We start from the raw sequence: 24,620 nt of genomic DNA, 5'->3' as shown, positions 1-24,620 counted from the left end.
CTCAGGCTCCTCTGTTCTGCTGTGCCTTGTTCTGTTGTGCCTTGGCCGCCGCCGCTTCGGCCCAGCGGGCGCGTTCCGCGGCGAAGGCGCCCTCGCGCCGCCGGATGAACTCCGCGGTCTCCGGGGGCTGCGGCGTCTCCGGCCCGGGCAGGGCGCCGAGGTCGAGCGTCGTCTCGCGCATACGCAGCCCGATGCTTCCGTCGGCGATCGCAGCCCGCAGCTCCATCAGCTCGTCGTGCCCGACGGGCTCGAAGCGGAGCAGGTCGAAGCTCCGCAGCAGCCACGAAGGCGCCGCCTCGCCGGCACCGTCCGCGCGGTCGGCGCCGGGCTTGCGCCACACCGGGACGGTCCGCCCGACGAGCTGGTAACCGCCGGGACCTTCCATGCCGTAGACGCACAGGTACGCGCCGCCGATGCCCACCGCGTTCTCCGGCGTCCAGGTGCGCGGCGGGTCGTACTTCGTGGTCACCAGGCGGTGCGCCGGATCCAGCGGCACCGCGAGGGGCGCGCCGAGGTAGACGTCGCCGAGGCCGATGACCAGGTACGTCGCCTTCTGTACGATCTCGAACACCTCGTCGCGGTCGCGCAGGCCGTTGACCCGGCGAATGAACTCGACGTTGTCCGGGCACCACGGCGCGTCCGGGCGCACGCCGCGCTGGTAGCGGTGCATCGCCTCGTGCGCGCCGGGATCGTCGAAGCAGATCGGCATCGTCACCTCGCGCACCGGCAGCTCGACGCCGGCGGGGTCAGGAGTCGCCAGCCACGCCTCGCCCACCCGTTCGGCGAGCGCGCGTGGATCGACCGCCAGCGGCTCGAAGCCGAGCAGCAGAGACCTGACGCCCTCGACGTCCTCCGGGACTCCGGCGGACGCACCGAGCAGCCCGCGTGCGGCGAGTTCGCGGTGCAGCAGGTGGATGCGTGCCCGTACGGTGAGGTCCAAGCGAGCCGGGCCTGCCTCCACCAGCAGGTGATGGTCGCCGCTGAACCTGACGGACAGTTCGGGCCGCGCACCGGAGGCGGGGATGGTCAGGAGCGGGGACGGGCGGTCCCAGGTCGCGCTGCGCGCCGACGGCGTCTGCGGCGTCTGCGGTGTCTCGGCCGCTGGCGCGGGTTCGGCAGGCAGCGGGAAGATCACCGCGGCGGCCGCGGCGCGCGGATCGGCGAGCATGCGCCGTCGCTCGTCTCTTGCTTCGGCCGCGGCCTCGGCGGTGACGGGCTCGAGCCGCACGCGGTCGCCGGGCCGCAACTGGCCGAGCTTCCACAGGTCGGCCCGGATCACTCCCGCCGGAACGACGAATCCGCCGAGGCTGGGCCCGTCCGGTCCGACGATGACCGGGGTGTCGCCGGAGATCATGATGCCGCCGACGGGATAGGCGGAGTCGTGGATGTTGCACGGGTGCAGCCCGGCTTCGCCGCCGTCCGCGCGGGCGAAACGCACGGGTGGCCCGGCCAGGCGGATGCCGGTGCGGTCGCTGCGATGGTCCACCGCCCATTCGGCCGCGAAGAGCGCGGCCAGCGCGTCACCGGTGAAGTAGTCCGGGGCGCCGTGGGGGCCGGGGATCACCCGTAAGGTCCAACGGTCGGTGAGCGTCGGCACGATCGCGGTGAGGACGGCGGGCGCGTCGCAGTTCTCTTCCCGGCCGACGCCCAGGGCGTCATCCGCAGCCAACGCACGCCCGACGCCGCCGCCGAAGCCGCCGAGCAGGAAGGCGGCCCGGCTACCGAGCACACGCGGCACCGCGACCCCGCCGCGTACCGCGAGGTATCCGCGCAGCCCGGCCGGACCGCAGGGCCCGAACGTGACCACGGAGCCGTCGTACGCGGCGAACGGCTCGCCAGGACGTACCGCACGGCCGTCCAGCTGAGCTCCTTGGCAGGCTCCTGCGACGGCGGCGAGCACGTGCCGCCGCTCCTCATTGCCGCCGGCGCGGAAACACAACGTGGGCCCGACCAGCACCGCTTCGAGACCGGCAGCCCCCGGATCGTTGCCGACGGCCAGGTTCGCGAGGGCGAACGAGAGGGCGTCGTAGGCCCCTGACGGCGGCACTCCGACTCCCCACAGTCCGCGACGGCCGGTGAGGTCCTGGACCGAAGTCTGCACACCGGGGTCGAGGACGTCGAGCATCCAGGTCATGGCCGACGTCCGGTCAGCCGGATCGGCGTCGGGTTGAAGCCGTTGCAGGGATTGTTGATCTGCGGGCAGTTGGAGATGAGCAACAGCACGTCGCGTTCCATCCGCAGTTCCACGTACTTGCCGGGTGCGGAGACGCCGTCCTCGAACGTGAGGCCGCCGTCCGGGGTCAGCGGCACATTCATAAAGAAGTTGATGTTATGGCCGAGGTCGCGCTTCTCCAGCCCCCGCCCCCACTCCCGCGCCTTGCGCAGGAACGTGGTGCGGCAAGAAGGCTGATACCGGGTGTGGCCTCCGTAGCGCACGACGTTGCTCTCCTGCGCGCACGCACCGCCCAGCGTGTCGTGACGGCCGCAGGTGTCGTCGACGATCGTGGCGAGCGCTTCGCCGTTCCCGGTCAGCAGCACGGAACCAGTGCTCAGATACACGGCGCCCTGTTCGCGGATCGTGTCGATCGCACTGTAGCGGTCGGCGTAGTCGCGGGCGTCGTACAACAGCGTATCTACAGCCTGATTCCCGTGGAGATCGGTGATGCGCAGCAGGTGGCCCGCCGGGATCTCGCCGATCCAGCCGTCGCCGGCTCCGATCACGTCGTCGAGTTCGAAGACGTCGCTCATGCGTAGCTCCTCTCGGCCAGTTCCAGTGCGCGCGCGGTCTCGGACCGAAAGCTTCGGCTGGGATCGTCGGGCCCCGGTGCCGAGCCCTCGGCCACCTCGAGCCGCACTCCGGCCGGTTCGCCCGACGTCGAGGGGTCAAACGGGTGCCGCGCGGTGGACAGCACGACGAGCAGGTCGATCTCGGCCCGCAGGGTGACCCAGTCGCCCTCCGTGGCGTATCCGGGCTCGTAGACGAGAGTCCCGCGCTGATCGCCGACTGGGGTGACCTTGCTGAAGAAATTGACGTTGGCGTGCAGATCGCGGGCGCCGAGACCGTGCTTCCAGAGCTCGCCGAGCAGGCCCTCGCGCGCGCCGTCGACTCCCGGCAGACCGTGGCCGGTGATCGCGTCGTGCCAGTCGAGACTCGAACCTGTCACGGAAGCCAGCGCGCGCCCCATGTCGGACATCAGCGCCATAGGAGCCGCGATGCTCGCGGACATCTGGGCTTTGAGCGTGTCCGGAACGTTGAGCCGCTCGGTCCTGTCATCGAGTGCATATATCAGAGCCGCGACGTTCGTTCCCGGTCCGAGGCAGTGAAGAGTCAGGGTCCTGTGCCGCCGCAGCCGCAACGAATCAGCCGCAGCGCCGGGCATTTCAAGCACGTAGCCGGTCACGCGGCGGCCTCCGCAATCTCGGCCACGTCGGCGAGCGTCGTCGCGCGCGCAGTCGCGGTCGAACGCCGGGCCGCCAGGTAAGCCGCGTATCCGAACACGGCGACGGCCGCGCAGAACAGCACCGCGAAGTAGCGCAGGTACCAGTGCCCGCCCGCCGGGTCGTAGACCGCCTGCCGTGGCCAGGCCAGGTTCACCGCCATGAACAGGCCGTAGCCGACCGCGAGCGCGTTGACCGGCAAGCCGAAGCGGCCCAGCGAGAACCGCCCGTCCCCCGCCGGCACCTGCCCGCGCAGCCGCCGAACCAGCATCGGCAGCGTCACCAGCAGATAGGCGAGGTAGACGATCACGACCGCGACGCTGGTGAGCGCCGTGAACAACTGCGCCTGCCCCACGTTCACCCCGAGGATCAGGAGAGCCGCGCCACCGATGAGCACCGTCGGCAGGACCGGAGTGCCCGTGCGCGGGGACACCCGGGAGAGCCGCGCGGCGCCGGGCAGGCTGCCGTCGCGCGCCATCGAGTAGGCCAGCCGCGAGGCCGCGGTCTGAATCGCGAGCGTGCACACGCAGATCGCTATCGCAACGTCCACCAACACTGCGCGGCCGAGGCCGTCACCGAGGCGGCTGGTCACGACGTAAGGCAGCCCTTCGGTGGCGAGCCGGCCGTCCGTCAGCGAAGGAGCGGCCATCAGCGCGCCGAGCAGCAGCGCGGCACCGCCGATTCCGGAGACCGCCAAGGCCTTGAGGATCGCCTTCGGCGCGGTGGTGCGGGGCGAACGCGTCTCCTCACTCAACTCCCCCGCACTGTCGAAGCCGTACATGACATACGCGGCCATCAGCGCGGAGACGAGGAACGGCCAGAGGTAGGAACTGCCACCGCTCCCGGCCGCGCCGTCCGTGTGCAGCACCACGCTCGGGTTCCGGTTGGAGTGCGCGAACAGCAGCACCACGAGCGCGGCCACGCCGACCAACTCGCAGGTGACCCCGACGCTGTTGATCAGGGCCGTGAGTTTCACTCCCACCGAGGAGACGACGGTGGTCAACGCGATCAGGCCCGCGCCGAGCAGGACGGCGTTCGTCGCGCCCGTCTTACTGGTCAGCGCCGTATCCCCGCCGACGAGCTGGAATCCGCTCCAGACCGAGGGCAGCACCACCTGCAGCGCGATGGCCGCCGCCGAGACGCTCACCACCTGCCCGATCAGCATCGTCCACCCGGCGAAGTGCCCGAGCAGCCCCGTCGACATGCGCCGAGACCACTGATACACGCACCCTGAGATCGGATAGCGCGCGGCCAGCTCGGCGAAGCAGAGCGCGACCAGGAACTGGCCCGCGAACACCATCGGCCAGGTCCAGAAGAAGGCCGGCCCGCCGAAGCCGTAGCCGAAGGAGAAGAGCTGGAAGACGGTGGTCAGGATCGAGACGAAGGAGAAGCCCGCGGCGAAGGACGCATACTGCCCCAGTCCGCGCCGCAGCTGCTGCGGGTATCCGAACTCGGCCAGGTCGGCCGCGTCGAGGCTTTCGTCCTCGACGACGGACAAGGTGGTGGACACGGTTGCCGCCTTTCCGCGCGTTTGCGCGCGTCCGCGTGAGCTCAGGGCATTGCGGCCGGGCGGCGCCACCCTCGCCCGGCCGATGAAGTGCGCGAGGTTCGGGTGGCTCGGGTGACTGGAGATACCGAAGTCACCGCTGTGGTTCGAAGGTGAAGAGGGTGCTGTTGATCGAGGTCTCACGGCCTACTCCGGGAGCCGGGCCCGGCCGGGGGGACGGCCGAGCTCACCTGGCCTCCCGGGCTTTTCTCCCGCCGTGGAACGGAACCGTCGGGCTCCGCCTGCGTCTCTCGGACCAGGCCCGGCGCGACTCGCCGGCGGAACCCTAGACGCGCCCCGCCCTCGTCCGGGCGGGTCACGACTAGGACATCGCCGCGATGTCACCAGCGGCGACCGCTCATGTGAACGTCAGATCAACCTCCCCGCATGTTCGACGGCCGCGGCCTGCTCCTCGAACTCCGCGCCGAGCGGAGCCGAAGCGGCGAGTGCGGCGGCGCGACGCCGGGCGATGCGGCCGGAGACGCGGTAGCCGATGATCATCAGAGCGATGACGGCGATTGTTTCCGCGCTGCCCCACATCCAGGTCGCGGCGTCCGGCACCTTGGCCGCCAGCTTGGGCAGCTTCCCGTTCGCGGCGGTGGCAGCGTGTGCGGCAAGGCCGGCCTGGTAAGCCTGGTTGCGCGCGGAGCCGTGCAGGAACGGCGCGACGAAGAGCACTGCCAGACCGAGGACGGCCTCGGCGCCGACGACGGCGGGGAACTGCTTGAGCAGGATCGCCCGCAGCGGACGCTCGTCGCCGGCCGAGCGCAGCGCGTCGATGCGCGGATGCAGCCAGAACTGGTTGAACGTGCCGAGCAGCAGCATCGTGCCGAAAAGCAGGATCTTGACGCCGAGTACACGACCGTACATGGTGGTGAACAGCTGCGAGGGGCCGTCCACGTGCTCCCAGTAAAGGAACAGCCCGGACAGGGCGATGGCGGCGACGCAGCTCATCGCGGCCGCGGAGAAGCGACGGATCGTGCCCGACCAGAACGCCGCGCTGTCCTGCCGCGCGACTGCGCCAGGCAGGGCGAGCAGCGCCAAGCCGAGCAGGCCGCCGATCCAGACGCCGCCGCCGAGCAGGTGCAGCATCCACATCAGCGTCTCGAAGCTGGTCCGGCCCCAGTCAGTGGGCACCGCGTCGGGGAACTTCGTCGTGCCGAGCGCGATCGCGCCGGCGCCGAGTGCGGAAGGCAGCAGCCACCGGCCGACCCGGCCGGCTGCGACCCTGCGCACCGCGAGCGGGGCTATCAGCGCCACGCCGATCAGGATGAAGGCGACTTCCAGCCCTGATAGCCGACCTGCGTTAGTCCCGTCGTACAAGGAATCCCAAGCTGCGGAATAGTCATAGCCGCCATTGTCGGACGCACTCTGCGCCAAATCGCTGAGCACGGCCGGAACCGCCAGCACGCCCACGACCAGCGCGGCCCGGGAAAGCCGCGCGGTCACAGCACCCAGCGCTTCCGGCCCGATCCGCCGAGCGGCCGGCCCCGCCGCGAGCACCGCCAGCGCGGTCAATCCGACGAACCCCATCAGCGTCGTCCAGGCCGTCCACGACACCGCACTCGCGGCGAACGACCCCAGCGGAGTCGACGGCGCCGCGAGCGCAGAAGGTGTCAGATCAGGAGGAAGTACACCGGAAGAAGGCATGGGGGGACCGTCCTAGCTTGTGGGTAAGGGAGAGCGCCAGCGTCATTAAGGTTAGCCTTACCTAACTTACGGACGCAACGCGCCGTCGCTAACCCACGGCGAACGCCAGGGTGCCGTTCCGTGCCCCCAGCCGCGCTGAGAGACTTTCACCATGCTCGAACTCCCCCAGGACCTGCCGATCATCGAGCGCGACGTCGTCCGCATGGTCGTGCGGGACGCGGCAGGCCGGATCCTGTTGTTCCACACCCGCGAACAGAGCGCGCCCGAACTCGGCGAATGGTGGGAACTTCCGGGCGGCGGCATCGACGAGGGCGAGGACTACCTCGCGGCGGCGTTGCGCGAATTGCGCGAGGAGACCGGCATCGAAGCCGCACCCCACCAGGTCGGCCCACCCACCTGGCGACGCACGGCCAGCTTCCGCAACCGCGAGCAGCGCAACCTGCAGCACGAGGTGATCGTCGAGGTCCGCCTCGACGTCCCGGGCCCCGACGTCAACGAGAGCGGGCGCTTCGACTACGAGAAAGAGGCCTACTTCGACTTCCGGTGGTGGCCGGTGAGCGAGGTGGCCGAGAATTCGGGCTTGTTCTATCCGCGTAGCCTGCCCGCCCTGATCGAGCGGTTCCTGGCCGGAGAGAGCCTGGACGAACCCTTCGAACTCTGGTCGTGATCGGGATCGCCGCTACGCGACCGCAACCCTCACTGCGCAACTCCCGGCACCCTCCCGCGCCCGGCACCTACCTGAGGGCCTTCCTCGCCTCGTGCCGGGCATCAGCCGGGACATTGACGCAAGTTGATGATCGGCTGGGTGCTGGTGGGGCGTGAGCGTGGTGGTCTGTCGGGTCCGGGGTGGTCGTCGGGGTGTGGGCGGCCGCTTCGCGTCGCCCTGTTTGTCTGACCACCCGCCCACCCGTTGCGTCGGCGGGGTGGGCTGGGGTTTCAAGATCTCGCCTCCGGCGCAGGCCCTTCCCTCGGAGAGTGCCGGGGTCTGCGTGGATGCTGGCGTTAACGGGGCGGGTTGGGGTTCGGGGTGGTGGGGTTGCGGGGGTGTGCTCTCTCCTCGGCCGGTCCCCGGAGGCAATCAGGAACCCGCCGGGAGCTCAAGCGGCGGTTTCCGCTGATGCTCGATTCTGCATGGCGCCGCTTGACCTCCCGGCAGAACCCTGATCGGGCTTCGCCTGCCCGACCGAGGAGAGAGCCCACCCCCTAGGGAGCAGTGCGAGCTGCGCTCGGCTGAAGCCCGGCCCGTGGCGCGGCCGCGCCCGGCGCGGAAGGATTCTGCATCACCCTGATCCGACGATCCCGGTCCTCGATCCGCGCGAAGGCGTCGGTGCTCCGGTCGCACCTGAAGTGAAATCCTGCACCGCGCTGGTGCGTCCGACCCGATCCCAGACCTCGCGGCAGAATCCCGCAGGCCGGCCGCGTTCGATGCGGAAGGATCCTGCATCGGTCTGATCCGGCCATCCCGACCCTCGATCCGCGTGAAGGCGCCGGTGCCCGGATCGCCTGGCGCTGTCGCACGCCGAGGGGAAATCCTGCACCGCTTTCGGCCCCACCCCTGAGGTCATCTGCCGGGCCACCTCGTCCACCACCCTCCCGTCACAAGCCCTGACCCTCGTACTCTTCCATGCTAGATGCCACCACCGACAAAAACCGTGAATCAGTCTTTTCACCGGAAAAGAAAAAATTATGGAGATTTCCGGGCACTAGGGCGGTCCCTCCGGCGTTGAACCAGTAGAGAAGACAAGAGCAGCCCAGAACGGTGATGCAGGATTCTTCCGGATCAAGCGCGACCGGGCCACGAGGCCGGCCCGAGCGCAGCTCGCACCGGACCCTCAGGGGGTGGGCTCTCTCCTCGGTCGGGCAGGCGAAGCCCGATCAGGGTTCTGCCGGGAGGTCAAGCGGCGCGATGCACAATCCACCATCAACCAGAGCCACCGCCGCTTGACCTCCCGGCAGGTTCCTGATTGCCTCCGGGAACCGACCGAGGAGAGAGCACACCCCCGCAACCCCACCACCCCGAACCCCAGCCCGCCCCACCAACGCCAGCAACCACGCAGCCCCGGCACTCTCTCCGAGAGAAGGGCCCCCGCCGGGGGCGCCTATGGGACGGCCGATGAGCGTGATCTCGAACTCATGGCGGACCTCGCCGAACCGCGTCGGGTCGTCGTGGTCGTCATAAGCAACGATGTATCCGGGATGGCTGTGCCGAACAGACTCCAAGCCGCTGGGAGCCGACTCGCAGCTCAACAGCCCCGAGAGGACCGTTTCCGGCAGACCATACAGCCTCCCCTCACTCCTCCGCGTCGAGCGCAGCGAAGTGGGCGTTGAGCGTCTTCCAGGCCTGCCAGGCCCTCGTCGCGCCGAACTGGGCGTTGAAGCGCAGCGCGGCGCGGACGTCTTCGCGGGACGCGCCGCCGCGCAACGCGCGGCCGACGTGGATGCGGAACGTATCCCCCAGCGTCTGGTAGTGCACGTCGATACTGAGGGTCGCGAGTCCGCGCTCGCGTTCGGTCAGGGTTTCCGGGCCGTGGCCGGAGCGCATCCGTGACTGCAAGTCGAAGAACTCGAGGAAGTGCGGGTCGAGCTCCGCCAGGTCGGCCCGAACCGGCTCCGGGAGCGGACTGGGCGCTGCGTCGGGGCCGGTCGTGACCAGTTCCTCGGGCAGCGGCTCGATCTCGACCGCCGCCATCTGGTTCTTCGCCTCGAATTCCGCGATGCGCTCGAGCCCTGAGGTGGCGGCGTGGTAGCCGCAGTCGTAGGAGATGAAGCGCACCAGGGCTCGAACCTCGGCGGTGGAGATGCCCGCTGCGAGGCCCATGCGCAGGTGCGCTTCGAGGGCGAAGCCGAGGCTCGGCTGGCAGACGTCCGCGGTCACCCGCAGGAAGGTCTTCTCACGTTCAGTCAGCTCGGGGATCGCGCGGGCGTGCGCGGCGGTGGCGCCGAGCATCTGGGCGAACATCGGGTCGAGGGCGGCGACCTGCTGCAAGTTCGTCCGGGTGCCGGTCGGAGCGGTGCCGTTGGAGGCCATTGATGTGGTCGTGGTCGTGGCGGAACTCACGGAGAATCACACCTCTTAAGAGACAGTCGTAGCGCTACACCTGTAGCCTCATTGAGGCTACAGGTGTAGCGCGATGGCTGTCCAGCTACACTGACCACGACATGAACGAGACCTCGACGCCCCCGCCCCGACCGTCGTCAACGTCCCGGCGCCGGCCCAACGCGCGCGGGCAGGGGCAGCAGCTGCGCGAAGAGATCGTGGCGGCGGCCGCGGACATGCTCGACGAGCTCGCCGACGACGAGGCCCTGTCCCTCCGGGCCGTCGCGCGGGCGGTGTCGATCGCCGCGACGTCGGTCTACCTGCACTTCCCGGACCGCGACACGCTGGTACTGGCCGTCTTACAGGGCTGCCACGATCAGCTGCTGGCCACGGGCGACGCGGCCGCCGAGGCCGCCGGCGATCCGGCCGCTGCGCTGCGTGCCCGGATCTTCGCCCAGGTGACCTGGGCGCGGGAGCATCCGGGCCTGTACAAGGTCCTGCACGAGAGCAAGGTGCACCGCAGCATCGGCATGCCGCTCAAACACGAGCTCGTCGAACGCACCGCTGTCGCCGTGCAGGCTTGCATGGACGCCGGGCTCGCCCCCGTCGACGACGCGACGACCGTCGCCATCGATCTGCGCACCGCCGTCAACGGCATGCTTGCACAGCGCATCAACGAGCCCGATCTGCCCTGGCCGCCGGCCGAGGCGCAGATCGACCGATTCCTCACGAAGCTCGTCGGGCTGGGCGCGCGCTGACGGACGCTCAAGAGACTGCTGAGCCACGTCCCATGAATCAGTGTTCCGCGCGCACCGGCTGTTCAGTCATAACGCCGGTACTGACATGATCAGTGCATGGCATTCAACGTTGCAGTCTTGGCCTCGCACTTCGGAACCAACCTGCAAGCACTGATCACCGCAGCGCGCGAGAGTTCCAGTGGCTTTGGCGTCGCGCTCGTCATCAGTAACAACAGTGGGTCTGGTGCCCTGGCGCATGCGCGTGATGCGGGAATCGCCGCACTGCATATGTCAGGCCAGACCCATCCAGACACTGATGCGCTTGACCAGCACATGCTCACCGCCCTGCGAAGGCACGACATCGAACTGCTCGTGACCGCCGGATACATGAAGAAGCTTGGTCCCGCGGTGCTCAGTGCATACAAGGGCCGCGCCATCAATATCCATCCCTCGCTTCTGCCGCGTCACGGTGGGCCGGGAATGTACGGGCGCTTCGTACACGAAGCCGTGCTGGCCAGTGGCGACACCGTGTCCGGCGCGACCGTCCACGAGGTGACCGCGGACTACGATGAAGGCCCGATCATCGCCCAACGCCAGGTGCCGGTCCTGCCCGAGGACAACCCCGAGGACCTCGCCGCACGCGTCCTGCCGGTAGAGCACGCGCTCCTGGCCGCCACGGTCCGAGTCTTGGCTCGCGCTTCGGTGTCCGGGTGATCGTGATTCGCGGCATGTCGGCGTATCGGCTTGTGGACGGAGGCGTGCGCGTGGTGTGAGAACCCTGCATTGATGACGAGCATCTGCAACGCCATGACCTGAGCGGGCGGGAGTGGGACCGGTCGGCACCGTTGCTGCCGGGAGATCCGCGTCGCGGCAGGGAGTGGATCGATCACCAGATGGTGATCAACCGAGTGTTCCACCGGACTCGGGCTGGGTGCGCCTGGCGGAAGTTGCCGCCGTGGTATCGGAACTGGAAGACGGTCTACGATCGGCACCGGCGCTGGTCGCTGGATGGAACATGGGAACCGCTCGCGCGGCGGGCTCTCGACGAATGTCCACCTGGTCGCGGACCGGCGCCGCCGTCCTATCGCCCGGCTCACCAGCCCTGGGCAGCACGGTGACAGCCCGAGGTTCATCCCGGTCAAGGCGGACCAGGCGGACAACCGCCGCAAGAAGGGTTCGCGCGGCGGCCGGCCCCCGTCCTTCGACGCCGAGCGTTACAAGGAGCGAAACTCCGTCGAACGGTGCTTCAACAAGCTACGCCAGCACCGTGGCGTGGCCATGCGTTATGACAAGCGAGATCGCATCTACCAGGGCGCAGTTGACGTCGCCTCCATCAGAATCTGGCTCCGCGACCCCGTCATGTGATCCAAAGGGCAGGGCCTGGAGCGAGTAAGGACCCGTCCACCGGCCCTGAGGCCGGTGGACGGGTCCTTACTCAGTTCTTACTTGCTCCCGCCTCAGCCGGTGGTGACGGCGAAGATGTGCATGGCCGAGGAGTTGGAGCCGACGGAGTTGCTGACGTACGGCAACGTGATCGAGGCGACCGTCTTCGACGAGTCGAGCGCGATCGCGGTGGCGTAGACGTACATCGTGATGGCCTGGGAACCGCCGGTCTTGCTGTTGCGGTAGGTCATCGTGGCCACTGCCGTCTCGTCGGTGTCCGGGCCGCCGGCCCAGTCGCTGGACGAGAGCGTCTCGGTGGCCGAGGTGCCGTCGGTGTAGGTGATGGTGATCGGGCCGGAGGTCATCCCGTTGGTGGATGATTCCAGCACGCCGAGCTTGCTCGCTCCGCTCTTGGCGTCCACGAGTATGGTCTGGCCTGCGGCGAGGATGTTGTCGTCGGTGCAGGTCGCGGAGTCGGGCCAGGTGTAGCTGAGGCCGTCCGCGGTGACCGTGCCGCCCGGGGTGAGACCCGATGCGGCGAGGGCCTGGGCCGAGTAGCTGTAGCCGTCTCCGTCGAAGTCGCCGCAGGATGTGGCGGTATCGTCGGTGATGCCCATGTTGTCGTAGTAGTCGGCCAGATCGGCGGTCGCCGTGATGTCCAACTCTGCGCTGTCCGAGACGTCACCCGCGTTGTCGGCCACGGTCACCGAGGCCGGGGTGCCGGCCCAGACGTGGAACTGGCCGCTGCTGCCGCTCGGCGACGGCACGGTGAAGGTGACCGCCGTGTCGCTCCAGCTGTCGACGGTGAACGCGGCGCTGTTGCCGGGAGCGCCCCAGTTCGTGCCGTTGTCGCTGAAGGCCACGTACCCGCTGCCCTGGCTGGCGCCGAAGCCCGAGCCGTTGATCGTCACCTGCTCGCCGGCCTTGGCCGACGTGGTGCTGAGCGAGCTGACGACCGGTCCGGTCGGGGCCGTGGTCGCGGTGCCGATCGCGAAGATGTGCTCCGTGCCGCTGGAGCCGTCGGGCAGGGTGACGCTGGTGAGCGTCTTGCCCGCGTCGACCGGCACTCCGGCGTAGAACACGTTCGTGCCGACCTTCTGCTGCCCGCCGGTGCAGCCCGGGCAGTTGCGGTAGGCCATCGCCGCCGCGTCGGTGTTGCCGTACGACGGCTTGCTGCCGCCGCCGTTCAGCGTCCAGTCGCTCAGGCCGAGCCAGTACTTTGTGGTACTGCCGTCGGCGTAGTGCAACGTGATCGGCGCCGTGACCGGGCCGTTCGTGGACGAGCCGAGGAACGCAAGGGTCTGCGTTCCGGCCGGAGCGTTCACCGTGACGGCCTGCCCGGCGGCCACGGTGTTGTCCGGGAGCCCGCCCGCGGGCAGCGGCCAGGAGAAGCTGACGCCGTTGACGGTGGCGTTCTGGCCGGCGGTGAAGCCTTCGGCCGCGAGGGCGTCCGCGGAGTAGCTGTAGCCGTCACCGTCGAAGTCGGCGGCAGACTCGTCGGTGCTGTCCGAGATGCCGACGTTGTCGAAGGTGGAGAGCAGAGAGCCGGGAGTGGCGACCAGGATGGTCTGGGTCAGCGACTGGGTCGCGCCCGTGCTCTCGGTGGTCAGCGTGACCGGTGCGGAGTAGAAGTTCTGCGTGGTGCCCGCTCCGGCCGTCACCTTCAGCTTCGTCGTCCCGGTGCTGTGCGGTGGGACGAGGATGCTGGCGGTGCTCGGCGAGATGGTGACTCCGCTCGGCGCCGCGATCTTCACCTTGACCCGCTGCGGCTTGTCCGTGGCGTTGTCGGCGCCGACGGTGAGCGTGGCGGATCCGCCGGGCGCGACGTCAGCGGTCTGGTTCGCCAGGTAGCCGACGGTCGCGTCGGCGCCCGCGGCGTAGGACGGCGGAGCGTCCTGCTTCGCGGTGCCCCAGCTGGTCGGCTTGGAGCTGAGGGTCCAGTCGAGCGAGGAGCCCTTGCTCAGGGAGCTGAAGGTGGTCGACAGCTGCTGGTCCGGCCGTCCGTTGATCTTCAGTCCGGCCGCGTAGTACTCGTTCGCCGCGTTCGGAGCGCTGATGGAGATGCTGTGGCCGTTCGCGAGCGAGATCTGCTCGTGCGCGAAGCCCGGCGTGCTCAGCAGCAGGGTGTCCGTGCCCGGGTTCTCCGGGTACAGGCCCAGCTCCTCCCAGATGAACTGGGAGCTCTCCGCGCCGAGGTCGTCGTTGTTGTCCAGACCGCTCGGCCCCGGCAGGTAGACGCTGGTCTCGATGGTGTGCACGGCGTTCTGGGCCGCGGCGGGGTCGCCGGCGTAGTAGAGCGCGTACTGCTCACCGAGGTTGAACTCGTTGGCGATCTCCGCGTACATGCCGTTGCCGTTGGGCTTCGACAGGTACGAGGTGAGCGCCGGGATGACCTTCGAGTCGCCGCCGAGCAGGTTGAACAGCGCCGGGTAGTTGTTCGGCACGTCCCACAGGTACTCGTACGCGTCGCCCTCGACGTAGTCCGGCTCGTTGTTCTGCTGGGTCGTCGGGGTGATGCCGGCCTCGAACTGCCCGTTCTCGTAGCGGGCGTTGAGCAGGCCGTTGGACGGGTTGAAGGTGTTCTCCCAGTTGTTGGCGCGCTGCTGGAGCATGGCGGCGTCGCCGCGGTCGCCGAGCGAGCCGGCGAAGGCGGAGAGCGCGACGTCCGCGCTGTCGTCCTCCAGCATGGTGGCGATCACGCCGTGGGCGTTGCAGCAGCCGTAGCTGCCGTCCTCGGGCAGGTAGCCGTACTGGTCCTCGAGGCCTTCGCCGGGCCGCGCGTCGTTGGTGGTGGTGGCTTCCTTGAGCATGTCGGCCAACGCGGTCTTGGTGTCGAAGTTCTTGGCACCGAAGGCGTAGTAGTCCGAGATGATCGCGTCCTCGGGGTCACCGACCATGACGTAGTTGTTGGCCTGGAGGTAGCCCCACTGCTGCATGACGCCGTCTTCGGCGTAGTAGTTGACCTGGGACTGCGCCTGGTCTGAGGCAGCCTTCGGGTCGAGTATCGCCTGGAGTTGGGCGAGCGAGTGGTAGATGTCCCAGCCGGAGTAGACGCCGTATTGATCGTGCTGCCCGGCGGCCACGGTGTGCACCTTCTCGTCCGCGCCCATGAACTGGCCGTTGACGTCGCTGGTGACGTTGGGCTGGATGAAGTCCTTGTACAGCAGGCTGTAGAACTCCTGGGTCTTGGCGTAGGTGCCGCCGGAGACCTTGATCTTGCCCAGGAGCTGGTCCCAGCTCTTCTGGGTGGCGGCCTTGACCGCGCCGAAGTTCCAGCCCGGGTTGTCCGTCTGCCAGTTCAGCTGCGCGTTGGCCGCGCTGACGTAGGAGATGCCGACCTTGGCCTGCACAACCGGGTTCGCGGTGGTGTCGAAGGACACGTAGACGGCCGACGGGCTGGTCTTGCCGGCGGCCGTGATCACCTGCGAGGTGGCGAACGGCTGGTCGAACTTGATGTCGAAGTAGACGGTGTAGAGCTGCGACTGGCCGTCGTTGACCGACTCGCCGCAGAAGTCGCCGGTGGTGACCGAGCCGCTGATCTCGTCGTTCCCGACGATCTGGGCGCTGTCGGCGGTGTCCGTGGTCTGACTGCCCTGGAGCTTGATGTCGAAGCCCGAGGCGGTGGAGGACGGGAAGGTGAAGCGCCCCATCGAGCTGTGGGTGGTGGCGGTGAACTCCGAGGTGACGGTGTTCGGGGCGGTGCCGCTTTGCGCCGAGTAGTAGCCCGCCTGGGCGACCTCGCCGGTGTGGGTGAGCGGGCTGGTGACGTTGTTCGGATCGGTGCCCGACGGCAGCGCGCCGACCAGCGGGAGGATCGGCACGTCGCCGGCGGCGCCGCAGCCGGGGCCGGAGATGTGGGTGAGGCTGTAACCGTCGAGGGTGGTGTCGGTGAAGCTGTAGCCGCCGCCCGCGTTGTTGTTGGGCAGGGTGTCCGGCGACCACTGGACCATGCCGTACGGCGCCTCGGCCCCGGGGAAGGTGTTGCCTCCGCCGGTGGTCCAGGTGCGGGCGTCCACCAGTGACGCGAGGTCCGCGACCGGCTGGCCGACGTTGCCGGTGTTCCGGGCGCCGGCCGGGAGCTTGGCGGCGGCGACCGGCCGCTGACAGTCGGAGAGGTGGCCGGTGGTGGTCACCGCGCACGTCGCCGCGGAGCCGCCGGATCTGGCGGACGAGGACGAGGTGGCGGACGTGTTCGGGCTCTGGCTCGCGCCGGACCGCGCGCCCGCGCTGGCGGCGGGGCTCGGGGTGTCGGCGCGGGCGAGCCCGGTGAGCATGAGGGAGCTTGCCGCTGTGGCGGCGATCAGGGCCGGGATGCGGGCATGGCCCGGCCAGCGAGTCGATCTCAAGGTTCTACCTCCTCGGCAGATCCGACCGCGCTGCCCCAGGTGTGCGGCGCTCGTGGCGCCGAGAGCGCCGGGAACGCCCTGGTCTCACCCGATGACAACGATGTCAGAAAATTTCATGGGAGATGGTCGTCTCCTCGCGGCGGTTCGTCAAGGGCACTGCGAAAGGTTGATTGAACGACGGCTGATATAGCCGGATATGGGTGCCGAGATAACGGCCCTGCGTCGCCGGCCCCTACCACCGCCGCGCCCGGTTTGGTAGCCTGCCCGCGGGGTGAGGATATTGATCAGAGGCAGGGTCATCTCGTTCGACCGCGTCAAGGGGTACGGCTTCGTGGCTCCCGAGATCGGCGGCGAGGACGTGTTCATCCACGTCAACGACCTGTACAGCGACAAGAACCTGCTCACCGCGGGCAGCACGGTCGAGTTCGAGCTCGAAGACGGCGAGCGGGGGCCGAAGGCGGCGGCGATCACGGTGATCCTGCCGGCCGAGGTGCCGGCTGCGCCGGGCGAGCAGCCGGGCGGGCCCGGCCCGTTGAGCCGGGTGGCCGAGCCCGAGGGCGAGCGGATGGCCGACGTGCTCACGCCGGACGAGTTCGCACACGAATTCACCGAGGCGCTGCTGCGGGTGGAGCCGGAGCTCGGCAGCCGGCAGATCCTGGAGATCCGCAAGCGCTTCGCCCGGATCTGCCAGACGCACGGCTGGGTCGACCGCTGAGCCCAGCGCCACCGACGCGACGGAGCGCGGCCGGGGTCCCGGCCGCGCTCCTCTTAGTAGTGCCCTGATTTACGACCCGGGCGGCGTGAACTTGAGGTGGGTCACCACGCCGGTGCCGCCGGGCCCGGAGGCCACCATCGTCGCGCCGCTCTTCGGCAGGACGGCTCCGGTGACGTCCACCCCGTGGCCCAGGCTGACCGGGTGCAGCGTGATCGAGCCGCCGTCGTAGGTCACCACCACCTTGGTGGCGTCGCTGGTGTAGATCGCGGCCCAGCCGATCGTGCTCGACTTCGACATCAGCCCGTACTGGGCACCCGCCTGCGGGAAGGACGGCGCGTCCGGGTCCGCGGGATCGGGCTGGACCGGTCCCTCGCACGCCGTCGGATCGGTGGATCCGTTCGAGGTCCAGACGTAGACGCAGAACTGCGGTATGGCGTTGCCGTCGGAATAGCCCGCCAGGGCCGCGCCGATCTTCCAGGAGACGCCGCTCGTGGTCCCCTCGCTCACCAGCCTGCCCTTCAGCTCGCTTGCCGGCGCCGCCGACGGCGAGGCCGGCCGCGTCACCCGGGCCGTCGCGCTGTGGCCGGAAGCCGGCGCGGCGCCCGAGCCCGGCCCGGACGACCCGATCCCGTAAGCCACCCCGCTCGCGACGATCAGCACCGCCGCCGCGCCGCCGACCGACGCGGCAGCCCGGCGCCGCCGTCGGCGTTCCCGCCCGGCCTCGACGACGCGATCGGGCGCCAGCTCCTCGCCGGCGACGAGATCGTCCATGAACCCTCCCAATGCTTGCCTCAATACATTGTCTTCATGCTCGTGTTCGATCATCGAACCCTCACACCCTCCCCGGAGCCAGCCGGCGCACGGCCGGCTCGGCGCGCAGCCGCTCCAGCCCGCGGTGGGCCTGGCTGCGCACCGCGCCGACCGAGCAGCCCATCACCGCCGCCACCTGGCCCTCCGGCAGGTCCGCCCAGTACCGCAGCACCACCGCGGTGCGCTGGCGCAGCGGCAGTGCCAGCAGAGCCCTGATGACGTCCAACCGTTCCACCGACGCCGGATCGGCCTGCCCGCCGACCGGTGCGAACACCTCCGGCACCGAGCCGGTGAGCAGTTCCCGCACCCGCTGGCGGCGGTGGACGGAATGGTGCGCGTTGATCAGGATCCTGCGGACGTACGCGTCCGGCGAGTCCGCCGCCGCCACCCTGCGCCAGGCCACATAGGCCTTGGCCAGGGCCGTCTGCACCAGATCTTCGGCCAGGTGCCCGTCTCCGGTCAGCAGATAGGCCTCGCGCAGCAGCGTGTCGCGGCGCGCGAGCACGTAATGCCGGAACTCGCGTTCCTCGGCTTCCTCCATCGCCCCTCCTTCCTGCCCCTACAAGACTCCGCGGACCCCGCGCCGCTATGCCAAGCGGCGCGCGAGTCCCGGATCCGGGTCAGACGCGGGCGCCCAGGGCGGCGCGCAGGCCGGTCAGGGCGTCGAGGAGGTGGACGACCGGACCGCGGCCGAGCTCCTTGCGGGCGGCGCGGTCGCCGTGGTCCGCGTCCAGCGTCAGGCGGTAGGTCAGTGCGATGCCCTCGCGCAGCGCCCAGGGACACACCGTCAGCATGCTGATCCCGAACGCCATCATCAGCGCCTCGGCGACGACGGCCCCGGCCAGGATCTGCGGCGCGCGGCCGGCCGAGACCCCGTCCAGCCGGGCGCGGTCGGCGCAGCACATCTCGGCCAGCCGCGGGATGTGCTTGCGCACGGCCCGCCGGGTGACCGCCGGACGCCCGTCCGAGTCGAAGCCCCCGGTCAGCGCGGCCAGCTGGGCGAAGGTCTTGGAGGTGGCCAGCATCAGCGCGTCGGCGGGCACGTGCGGCCGCGGCGCGTCGGCGACCGCGGCCAGCTCCTTGGCCAGCCGCTCCCGCAGGCTCTCCACGTGGCGCCACTTGGGCGGGTCGCCGGGCAGCCGGGTACGGGTGAGCAGTCCGGCGCCGAGCGGGAGCGAGACGGCCCAGCCGGCCCCCTCGGCGTCCCCGGCCGCCAGCTCGAGCGTGCCGCCGCCGAGGTCGGCCACGAACAGGCTCGCCGTCGACGGGCCGGCCCACTCGAGCGCGCCGCGGTAGGTCAGCCGCGCGTCGAACTCGCCGGACAGGAAGCCGAGCCGGATGCCGCAGGCGTCGGCCACGCGCTCGATCACGTCCTCGCGGTTCGGGGCGTCACGGATCGACGAGGTGCCGTAGGCCAAAATCTCGCGCACCCCGGCCCGTCGCGCGGCGCGCACCGAACTGCCGATCGCCGTGATCAGCCGCTCGACTCCGTCCGGCGCGATCGTGCCGTCGGTGTCCAGGGCTGGGGCCAGACCGGTGGGGCGTTTGACCACGGCCAGCGGCTGCACGGGCCGGCCGGGGCGCAGGCGAAGTACGTCGAGATGCGCGCCCTGTGATCCGACATCGAGGATTCCTAGACGCACTCTGCCCAATCTAGCGCTTCTCCGGCGCGGATCCGCCGCCGGGGCCCGGATCCGGCCGGTTTCCGCTCCCTGCGGCACGGCGCTGACAGGCGCTGTCAGCCGGTGTCAGCCGCTGTCAGCGGCCCGGCCGGCCTGTCAGCGATCCGTCAGCGGCCTGTCAACACCCGCGGCCATGCTCTCCTCATGGCCGCTGGAGCGGCCGGACACCATCGGGAGCAGGGACCACCTCCATGAGCTACGCGATCGAGGCCGAGGGCCTGGTCAAACACTTCGGTGAGACGAAGGCCCTCCAAGGGGTCGACCTCACCGCCAGGCCGGGCACCGTCCACGCGGTGCTCGGGCCCAACGGCGCCGGCAAGACCACCGCGGTGCGCATCCTCGCCACCCTCAGCCGGGCCGACGGCGGTTCGGCCCGGGTCGGCGGCTACGACACCGTCAAGGATGCCGAGAAGGTGCGCCGGCTGGTCGGCCTGACCGGGCAGTACGCGTCCGTCGACGAGGACCTGACCGGCACCGAGAACCTGGTGCTGATCGGCCGGCTGCTCGACCTGACCGGGCGCGAGGCCAAGGCCCGGGCCGCGGAGCTGCTGCGCTGGTTCGACCTGACGGAGGCGGCCGGGCGCCCGGCCAAGACCTACTCCGGCGGCATGCGGCGGCGCCTCGACCTGGCCGCCAGCCTGGTCGGACGCCCGAGCGTGATCTTCCTGGACGAGCCGACGACCGGCCTCGACCCGGCCAAGCGCGAGGACATGTGGGGCGTGGTGCGCTCGCTGGTGGCCGAGGGCTCGACCGTGCTGCTGACCACGCAGTACCTCGAGGAGGCCGACGCGCTGGCCGACGAGGTCACTGTGATCGACCACGGCCGGGTGATCGCGCACGACACGCCGCTGGGCCTCAAGCGGGTGATCGGGGGGCAGACGCTCGAGGTCCAGCCGACCGACCCGGACCGGTTCGAGGACGTCCGGGTCATCCTCGCGGCGGTCGGGACGAAGGCCCCCGAGTCGCTGCGCAAGGGCGTGCTGACCGTGCCGGTGGCCGGCGACGCGGCGATGCCGCAGGTGGTCGCCCGGCTCGCGGCCGAGAACATCTCGGTGGCCGAGCTCTCGCTGCACTTCCCCAGCCTCGACGAGGTCTTCTTCACCCTGGTCGGCCGCACGGCCGTGGACACCGAGGAGGTCGCGCGATGAGCGGCACCCAGCCGTTGAACCTCGAGCAGCCGGCACCGCAGGCGCCGTCCGCCGTCCCGCTCCCCCGGGCCGCGGGCTCCGAGCGCCGGCCGCGCCGCTACGCGCTGGTGCGCCACAGCCTCGCGCTGGCCCACCGCAGCCTGATCAAGACCATGCGCACGCCGGAGGCGCTGGTCGACGTCACACTCCAGCCGATCATCTTCCTCGCCCTGTTCACCTACGTGTTCGGCGGGGCGATCGCGGGCGCCGGGAAGCAGCACGCCTATCTCCAGTTCCTGCTACCGGGAATCCTGGCGCAGACCATCGCGATGGGCGCCACGGCGATCGGCGTGAATCTGAACACGGACATCGAGAAGGGCGTGTTCGACCGCTTCCGCAGCCTGCCGATCCCGCGGGCCGCGCCGCTGATCGGCGCCGTCGCGGCCGACATCGCCCGCTACGCGATCGTCACCGTGGTCACCCTGGCCACCGGCATGGCCATGGGCTTCCGGATCGAGACCAACCCGCTCTTCGCCATCGCCGGCTGCCTGGTCGCCGTCGGGTTCGCGCTCTCGCTCAGCTGGGTCTCGGTCTGGCTCGGCATGCTGGTGCGCACGCCGGGCGCGGTGCAGGGCCTGATGATCCTGCTGGTCCTGCCGCTGAGCTTCGGCAGCAACACCTTCGTCAGCTCCTCGACGCTGCCCGGCTGGATGCAGGGATTCGTCAAGGTCAACCCGATCACCCAGCTCGCCAGCACCAGCCGGGGCCTGTTCCTCGGCGGCCCGATCGCCGATCCCCTGCTGTGGACCGCGGTCTGGAGCGTCGGCCTGGTGGCGGTGTTCATGCCGCTGGCGATGCGGGCCTACCGGCGTAATGCCTGAGCACTGGCGTGAGTGTCAGGGCCGCGATACGCCGCGGAGGGGAGTGGGCCGCAGGAGTCGCGTGAGCGACTCCTGCGCCTGCTCCCTCGGCATTTCCCGGCCGGTCGCAAAGGCCTGATCGTAGGCCGCGTCGCCCAGGCCGGACCGCAGCCGGGCCTCGAGCCGCTTGCGGTCCACGTCGCTGCGGTCGATCACGCCGCGCAGGCCGGCTGCGATGCCCAGCACCTCGGCGGCGCGCTGCTCGTCGCCGGACGCGGCCAGGTAGCCGCCCACGCCGACGGCCACCCGTGCCAGAACCGGCATATCAGCGGACTCACGCCCGTCCCGCACGGCCTGGTCCAGGCGGTCCCGTGCGGCTTCGAGCTCCCCGGCGGCCAAGTGCAGGTACGCCGCGCAGATCTCGCGGGTGGCCTCCACCTGCGGCGGGCCGGTCCGTCGCCCGCCACGCTCGTCGTCCGAGGCGCGCAGGTGCGCCCAGGCGCCCTCGACGTCCCCGGTCAGCCGGGCCAGCTCCGCGAGCACCTGCCGGGCCAGGAAGACGATCCGGCCCGAGCCCTTGCGCCGCCCCGCCTCCAGCGTCTGCTCCAGCAGCTCGCGGGCCTCGTCGAGCTGACCGGAACGGGCCAGCAGCGTCGCGCGCACGACCTGGGCCTGGTCCAGGTCGTCGGCCGCGTTGATCTCCCGCATCAGCGCGAGGGCCTCGTCGTGCAGGCGCAGCGCCTCGGCCGGATCGCCGTCGCTGGTGGCGATCGAGGCCAGGCCGTTCAACGCGGCCGCCAGGCCCCACCGCTCGCCCAGCGCCTCGAACCTGGCGCGCGCCTCGGCCAGATCCGCCCGCTGCCCGTCCACGTCGCCCGCGTTCTCCGCCGCCATCCCGGACAGCAGGTGCGCCGCCGCGGCCACCCACGGGTCCGCGGCATCGGTCAGCCGCCGGTGCGCCGCGACCACCCCGGCCTGGTCGTTCTCGATCATCGGCACCAGCAGCTCGGCCAGCGCGATCAGCGGATGCCCGCTGCCGGCGGCCGGACCGGCGAGCACCGCGTTCAGCTCGTCCCGCAGCACCACCGCCATCTCGGTCCACTGCTGCTCGCTGAACAGGACGGTCGCGGCGTGGTAGATCCGGCAGACGGCGTGGGCCGGCGCCGGCGACGCGCCCGGCACGGACAACGCGAGGCCGAGCCAGACCATCCCCTCGTCGTGTTCGCCACCGAAGATCCAATAGCTGACCAGCGCGGCGGCCATCCGCACGGCCGTGTCCGCGTCGCCCTCGTCGATGGCGAAGCGCAGCGCGGCCAGGATGTTGTCGCGCTCCGCCGCGAGCCGGTCGAGCCACACCAGCTGCTCGCGCCGACGCAGATGCGGCTCGGATTCCTCGACCAGCTCGAGGAAATGGCGCGCGTGCGCGGCGCGTACCCCGGAGAGCAGGCCCGAGCCGGCGAGTTGTTCGATCCCGTATTCGCGGATGGTCTCGAGCATCCGGTAGCGCGGATCGCCGTCGGCGGTCATGCCCACCGGTTCGAGCAGAGACTTGTCGACGAGGGCTGAGAGCAGGCGGTGGATCTCGTGCTCCGGGGCGGCATGCACGCTCGCGGCCGAGCGGGCGCAGATCCCGCCGGGGAACACTGCCAAGCGCTCGACCAGCGCCCGTTCCGCGTCGTCGAGCAGCTCCCAGCTCCACGCGACCACGGCGTGCAGGGTCCGGTGCCGGGGCATCGCCGTGCGGCTGCCGCCGGTCAGCAGCCGGAACCGGTCGTCCAGCCGCGCGGCGACGACCTGCACCGGCAGGGTGCGCAGCCGGGCGGCGGCCAGCTCGATGGCGAGCGGAAGCCCGTCGAGGCGGCGGCAGATCTGCACGACCGAGCGCAGGCTCGCCTCGTCCACGGAGAACCCTGGCGCCGCCGCGACGGCGCGGTCGGCGAACAACCGCACCGCCGGGTACGCCAGAGCCTCGGCCACGGCGCAGCCGTCCGCGGGATGGCCCAGCGGCGGCACCGGATAGATGTTCTCGCCCGGGATGACCAGCGGCTCCCGGCTGGTCGCGAGGATCCGCAGGCGCGGGCAGCGCCCGAGCAGATGGTCGGCGAGGCCCGCTACCGCGTCGAGCAGGTGCTCGCAGTTGTCCAGGACGAGCACGAGGTTCTTGTCGGCGAGCAGGTCGGTCAGCCGGGTCGGAACGTCGCGAGACGCCGAGGCCTGCTGGTCGCGGCCCATCACCCTGGTCTCGCGCGGCCCGAGCGCGGTGAGCACGGCCTGCGGCACCTCGGCCGGATCGGTGACCGGGGCCAGCTCGACCAGCCAGGCGCCGCCCGAGGCAGGGCCTTGATCCGAGCCGGGTTCGACCACCCGCGCCGCGGCCTCGCAGGCCAGGCGGGTCTTACCGGCGCCGCCCGGACCGACGAGCGTCACCAGCCGGGAATCGCGCAGCAGCCGCCCGATCCCGGCCATTTCCTCGGCCCGCCCGACGAAGCTGGTCAGGCTACTGCGAAGGTTGCCGGGCTGTCGGCTTGCGGGTGCCGGCCCAGAGTGGGCGACGGGCTCGTCGCGCAGCACCTTGAGATGCGTATCAGCGAGCTGACGAGACGGGTCGACGCCCAGCGTCTCGGCCAGGGCGGCGCGGATCCGGTCGTACGCGCCGAGTGCGTCGGACTGCCGCCCGGCCGCATGCAGAGCCCTGATTAGCAGCGCCGCGATGTCCTCGCGCAGCGGGTACGTGACGGCCAGCGCTTCGAGCTCGGGCACGACCTCGCGCACGTGCCCGAGCCGCAGATCGGCCTCGACCCGCGCGCACAGCGCCACCAGCCGCTGCTCCTCGAGCCGCGCCGCCGCAGCCGCGGCGAAGCGGGCGTCGGCGAACTCGGCGAGCGCCGGACCGCGCCAGAGCGCCAGCGCCTCGCGCAGCCCGTGCCGCGCGGCCTCGGCGTCACCGGCCCAGAGCGCGTCGCGCCCCTGCCGGGCCATGGCCTCGAACCGGTTGCCGTCGACCGCGGTGTCCGGGACCGCGAGCATGTACCCGCCGGGTACGGAGGCCACCACGTCGGGGTCGCCCAGGGTGCGGCGCAAACGGGAGACGAGCGACTGCAGCGCGTTCGCGACGCCGTCCGGCGGCTCCTCGTCCCACAGCGCGTCGATCAGCGCGCCGGCACTCACCGCCCGCCCGGCATCGAGCGCGAGCCTGGCCAGCAGCGCACGCAGCCGCGCCCCGCCGACGGCCACCGCCGCACCGTCGCCGTCGCGCACCTCAAGCACGCCAAGAATCGAAACTCCCAGC

At 70.5% G+C, this 24,620-nt stretch carries 17 protein-coding genes, 1 pseudogene and 1 riboswitch; of the genes and pseudogenes, 7 read left to right on the top strand and 11 right to left on the bottom strand.

Annotated elements, in window-relative coordinates:
• Position 1: 1 nt before the first annotated feature.
• The 5 genes from ACTRO_RS40650 to ACTRO_RS40630 all read right to left on the bottom strand — a co-directional run bounded on the left by ACTRO_RS40650 (position 2) and on the right by ACTRO_RS40630 (position 6,634).
• Positions 2-2,134 (bottom strand): 5-oxoprolinase/urea amidolyase family protein, encoded by a 2,133-nt coding sequence (locus tag ACTRO_RS40650; protein ID WP_051452159.1) that lies wholly within the window; start codon positions 2,132-2,134, stop codon positions 2-4.
• The gene (locus ACTRO_RS40645; protein WP_034271804.1) at positions 2,131-2,748 is read right to left on the bottom strand and encodes an urea amidolyase associated protein UAAP2; all 618 of its coding nucleotides are present in this window, start codon (positions 2,746-2,748) and stop codon (positions 2,131-2,133) included. The genes ACTRO_RS40650 and ACTRO_RS40645 overlap by 4 nt, the downstream gene beginning before the upstream one ends.
• Positions 2,745-3,401: a DUF1989 domain-containing protein gene (locus ACTRO_RS40640; protein ID WP_034271802.1), complete on the bottom strand. Its 657-nt coding sequence runs from the start codon at positions 3,399-3,401 to the stop codon at positions 2,745-2,747. The genes ACTRO_RS40645 and ACTRO_RS40640 overlap by 4 nt, the downstream gene beginning before the upstream one ends.
• Positions 3,398-4,948: an amino acid permease gene (locus ACTRO_RS40635; protein ID WP_051452158.1), complete on the bottom strand. Its 1,551-nt coding sequence runs from the start codon at positions 4,946-4,948 to the stop codon at positions 3,398-3,400. The genes ACTRO_RS40640 and ACTRO_RS40635 overlap by 4 nt, the downstream gene beginning before the upstream one ends.
• A 230-nt stretch (positions 4,949-5,178) precedes the next feature.
• Positions 5,179-5,285, bottom strand: a riboswitch (guanidine-I (ykkC/yxkD leader).
• Positions 5,286-5,353: 68 nt separating this feature from the next.
• Positions 5,354-6,634 (bottom strand): copper resistance D family protein, encoded by a 1,281-nt coding sequence (locus tag ACTRO_RS40630; protein WP_051452157.1) that lies wholly within the window; start codon positions 6,632-6,634, stop codon positions 5,354-5,356.
• A gap of 151 nt (positions 6,635-6,785) precedes the next feature.
• On the opposite strand from ACTRO_RS40630, the gene ACTRO_RS40625 reads away from it, so the two are divergent.
• The gene (locus ACTRO_RS40625) at positions 6,786-7,301 is read left to right on the top strand and encodes an NUDIX hydrolase (RefSeq protein ID WP_034271800.1); all 516 of its coding nucleotides are present in this window, start codon (positions 6,786-6,788) and stop codon (positions 7,299-7,301) included.
• 1,623 nt (positions 7,302-8,924) lie between these two features.
• On the opposite strand, the gene ACTRO_RS40620 is transcribed toward ACTRO_RS40625, so the two are convergent.
• Positions 8,925-9,692: a carboxymuconolactone decarboxylase family protein gene (locus tag ACTRO_RS40620; RefSeq protein ID WP_245594634.1), complete on the bottom strand. Its 768-nt coding sequence runs from the start codon at positions 9,690-9,692 to the stop codon at positions 8,925-8,927.
• Positions 9,693-9,793: 101 nt separating this feature from the next.
• Between ACTRO_RS40620 and ACTRO_RS40615 the strand changes: the two genes are divergently transcribed.
• The 3 genes and pseudogenes from ACTRO_RS40615 to ACTRO_RS51605 all read left to right on the top strand — a co-directional run bounded on the left by ACTRO_RS40615 (position 9,794) and on the right by ACTRO_RS51605 (position 11,773).
• Positions 9,794-10,429, top strand: coding sequence for a TetR/AcrR family transcriptional regulator (locus ACTRO_RS40615; RefSeq protein WP_034271796.1), 636 nt, complete (start codon positions 9,794-9,796; stop codon positions 10,427-10,429).
• Positions 10,430-10,525: 96 nt separating this feature from the next.
• Positions 10,526-11,122 (top strand): phosphoribosylglycinamide formyltransferase, encoded by a 597-nt coding sequence (gene purN / locus ACTRO_RS40610; protein WP_034271794.1) that lies wholly within the window; start codon positions 10,526-10,528, stop codon positions 11,120-11,122.
• A gap of 83 nt (positions 11,123-11,205) precedes the next feature.
• Positions 11,206-11,773, top strand: a pseudogene (locus ACTRO_RS51605) (transposase).
• A gap of 92 nt (positions 11,774-11,865) precedes the next feature.
• Here the strand turns inward: ACTRO_RS51605 and ACTRO_RS40600 are convergent.
• Complete coding sequence (locus ACTRO_RS40600; RefSeq protein ID WP_157436722.1) at positions 11,866-16,137, bottom strand: GH92 family glycosyl hydrolase; 4,272 nt, start codon at positions 16,135-16,137, stop codon at positions 11,866-11,868.
• A gap of 271 nt (positions 16,138-16,408) precedes the next feature.
• On the opposite strand from ACTRO_RS40600, the gene ACTRO_RS40595 reads away from it, so the two are divergent.
• Positions 16,409-16,852, top strand: a complete 444-nt coding sequence (locus tag ACTRO_RS40595; RefSeq protein WP_211244591.1) for a cold shock domain-containing protein — start codon at positions 16,409-16,411, stop codon at positions 16,850-16,852.
• Between the two features lie 69 nt (positions 16,853-16,921).
• Here ACTRO_RS40595 and ACTRO_RS40590 read toward each other — a convergent pair whose 3' ends face one another.
• From ACTRO_RS40590 to ACTRO_RS40580, 3 genes are all read right to left on the bottom strand, one after another.
• Positions 16,922-17,623 (bottom strand): hypothetical protein, encoded by a 702-nt coding sequence (locus tag ACTRO_RS40590; RefSeq protein ID WP_034271787.1) that lies wholly within the window; start codon positions 17,621-17,623, stop codon positions 16,922-16,924.
• 61 nt (positions 17,624-17,684) lie between these two features.
• Positions 17,685-18,203, bottom strand: a complete 519-nt coding sequence (locus ACTRO_RS40585; RefSeq protein ID WP_034271785.1) for a SigE family RNA polymerase sigma factor — start codon at positions 18,201-18,203, stop codon at positions 17,685-17,687.
• Positions 18,204-18,282: 79 nt separating this feature from the next.
• The gene (locus tag ACTRO_RS40580) at positions 18,283-19,305 is read right to left on the bottom strand and encodes a Ppx/GppA phosphatase family protein (RefSeq protein ID WP_169740023.1); all 1,023 of its coding nucleotides are present in this window, start codon (positions 19,303-19,305) and stop codon (positions 18,283-18,285) included.
• Positions 19,306-19,535: 230 nt separating this feature from the next.
• Here ACTRO_RS40580 and ACTRO_RS40575 point away from each other — a divergent pair, with 230 nt between their 5' ends.
• Both ACTRO_RS40575 and ACTRO_RS40570 read left to right on the top strand, forming a co-directional pair.
• Positions 19,536-20,492: a daunorubicin resistance protein DrrA family ABC transporter ATP-binding protein gene (locus tag ACTRO_RS40575; RefSeq protein ID WP_034271783.1), complete on the top strand. Its 957-nt coding sequence runs from the start codon at positions 19,536-19,538 to the stop codon at positions 20,490-20,492.
• On the top strand, positions 20,489-21,352 hold the full coding sequence (locus tag ACTRO_RS40570; protein WP_034271781.1) for an ABC transporter permease: 864 nt from the start codon (positions 20,489-20,491) through the stop codon (positions 21,350-21,352). Before ACTRO_RS40575 ends, ACTRO_RS40570 begins: the two co-directional genes overlap by 4 nt.
• Positions 21,353-21,367: 15 nt before the next feature.
• Here ACTRO_RS40570 and ACTRO_RS40565 read toward each other — a convergent pair whose 3' ends face one another.
• Positions 21,368-24,598: an AfsR/SARP family transcriptional regulator gene (locus ACTRO_RS40565; RefSeq protein ID WP_051452155.1), complete on the bottom strand. Its 3,231-nt coding sequence runs from the start codon at positions 24,596-24,598 to the stop codon at positions 21,368-21,370.
• Between the last annotated feature and the right edge of the window lie 22 nt (positions 24,599-24,620).

Origin of the sequence: Actinospica robiniae DSM 44927 (assembly GCF_000504285.1) — a bacterium.
Lineage (GTDB): Bacteria > Actinomycetota > Actinomycetes > Streptomycetales > Catenulisporaceae > Actinospica > Actinospica robiniae.
This window is presented reverse-complemented; position numbering and strand designations above follow the sequence as displayed.

Excerpts from the sequence above, each read along its gene's own strand:
- ACTRO_RS40650 (WP_051452159.1), bottom strand. The coding sequence starts at position 2,134 with ATGACCTGGATGCTCGACGTCCTCGACCCCGGTGTGCAGACTTCGGTC.
- ACTRO_RS40645 (WP_034271804.1), bottom strand. The coding sequence starts at position 2,748 with ATGAGCGACGTCTTCGAACTCGACGACGTGATCGGAGCCGGCGACGGC.
- ACTRO_RS40630 (WP_051452157.1), bottom strand. The coding sequence starts at position 6,634 with ATGCCTTCTTCCGGTGTACTTCCTCCTGATCTGACACCTTCTGCGCTC.
- ACTRO_RS40625 (WP_034271800.1), top strand. The coding sequence starts at position 6,786 with ATGCTCGAACTCCCCCAGGACCTGCCGATCATCGAGCGCGACGTCGTC.
- ACTRO_RS40615 (WP_034271796.1), top strand. The coding sequence starts at position 9,794 with ATGAACGAGACCTCGACGCCCCCGCCCCGACCGTCGTCAACGTCCCGG.
- purN (WP_034271794.1), top strand. The coding sequence starts at position 10,526 with ATGGCATTCAACGTTGCAGTCTTGGCCTCGCACTTCGGAACCAACCTG.
- ACTRO_RS40590 (WP_034271787.1), bottom strand. The coding sequence starts at position 17,623 with ATGGACGATCTCGTCGCCGGCGAGGAGCTGGCGCCCGATCGCGTCGTC.
- ACTRO_RS40585 (WP_034271785.1), bottom strand. The coding sequence starts at position 18,203 with ATGGAGGAAGCCGAGGAACGCGAGTTCCGGCATTACGTGCTCGCGCGC.
- ACTRO_RS40575 (WP_034271783.1), top strand. The coding sequence starts at position 19,536 with ATGAGCTACGCGATCGAGGCCGAGGGCCTGGTCAAACACTTCGGTGAG.
- ACTRO_RS40570 (WP_034271781.1), top strand. The coding sequence starts at position 20,489 with ATGAGCGGCACCCAGCCGTTGAACCTCGAGCAGCCGGCACCGCAGGCG.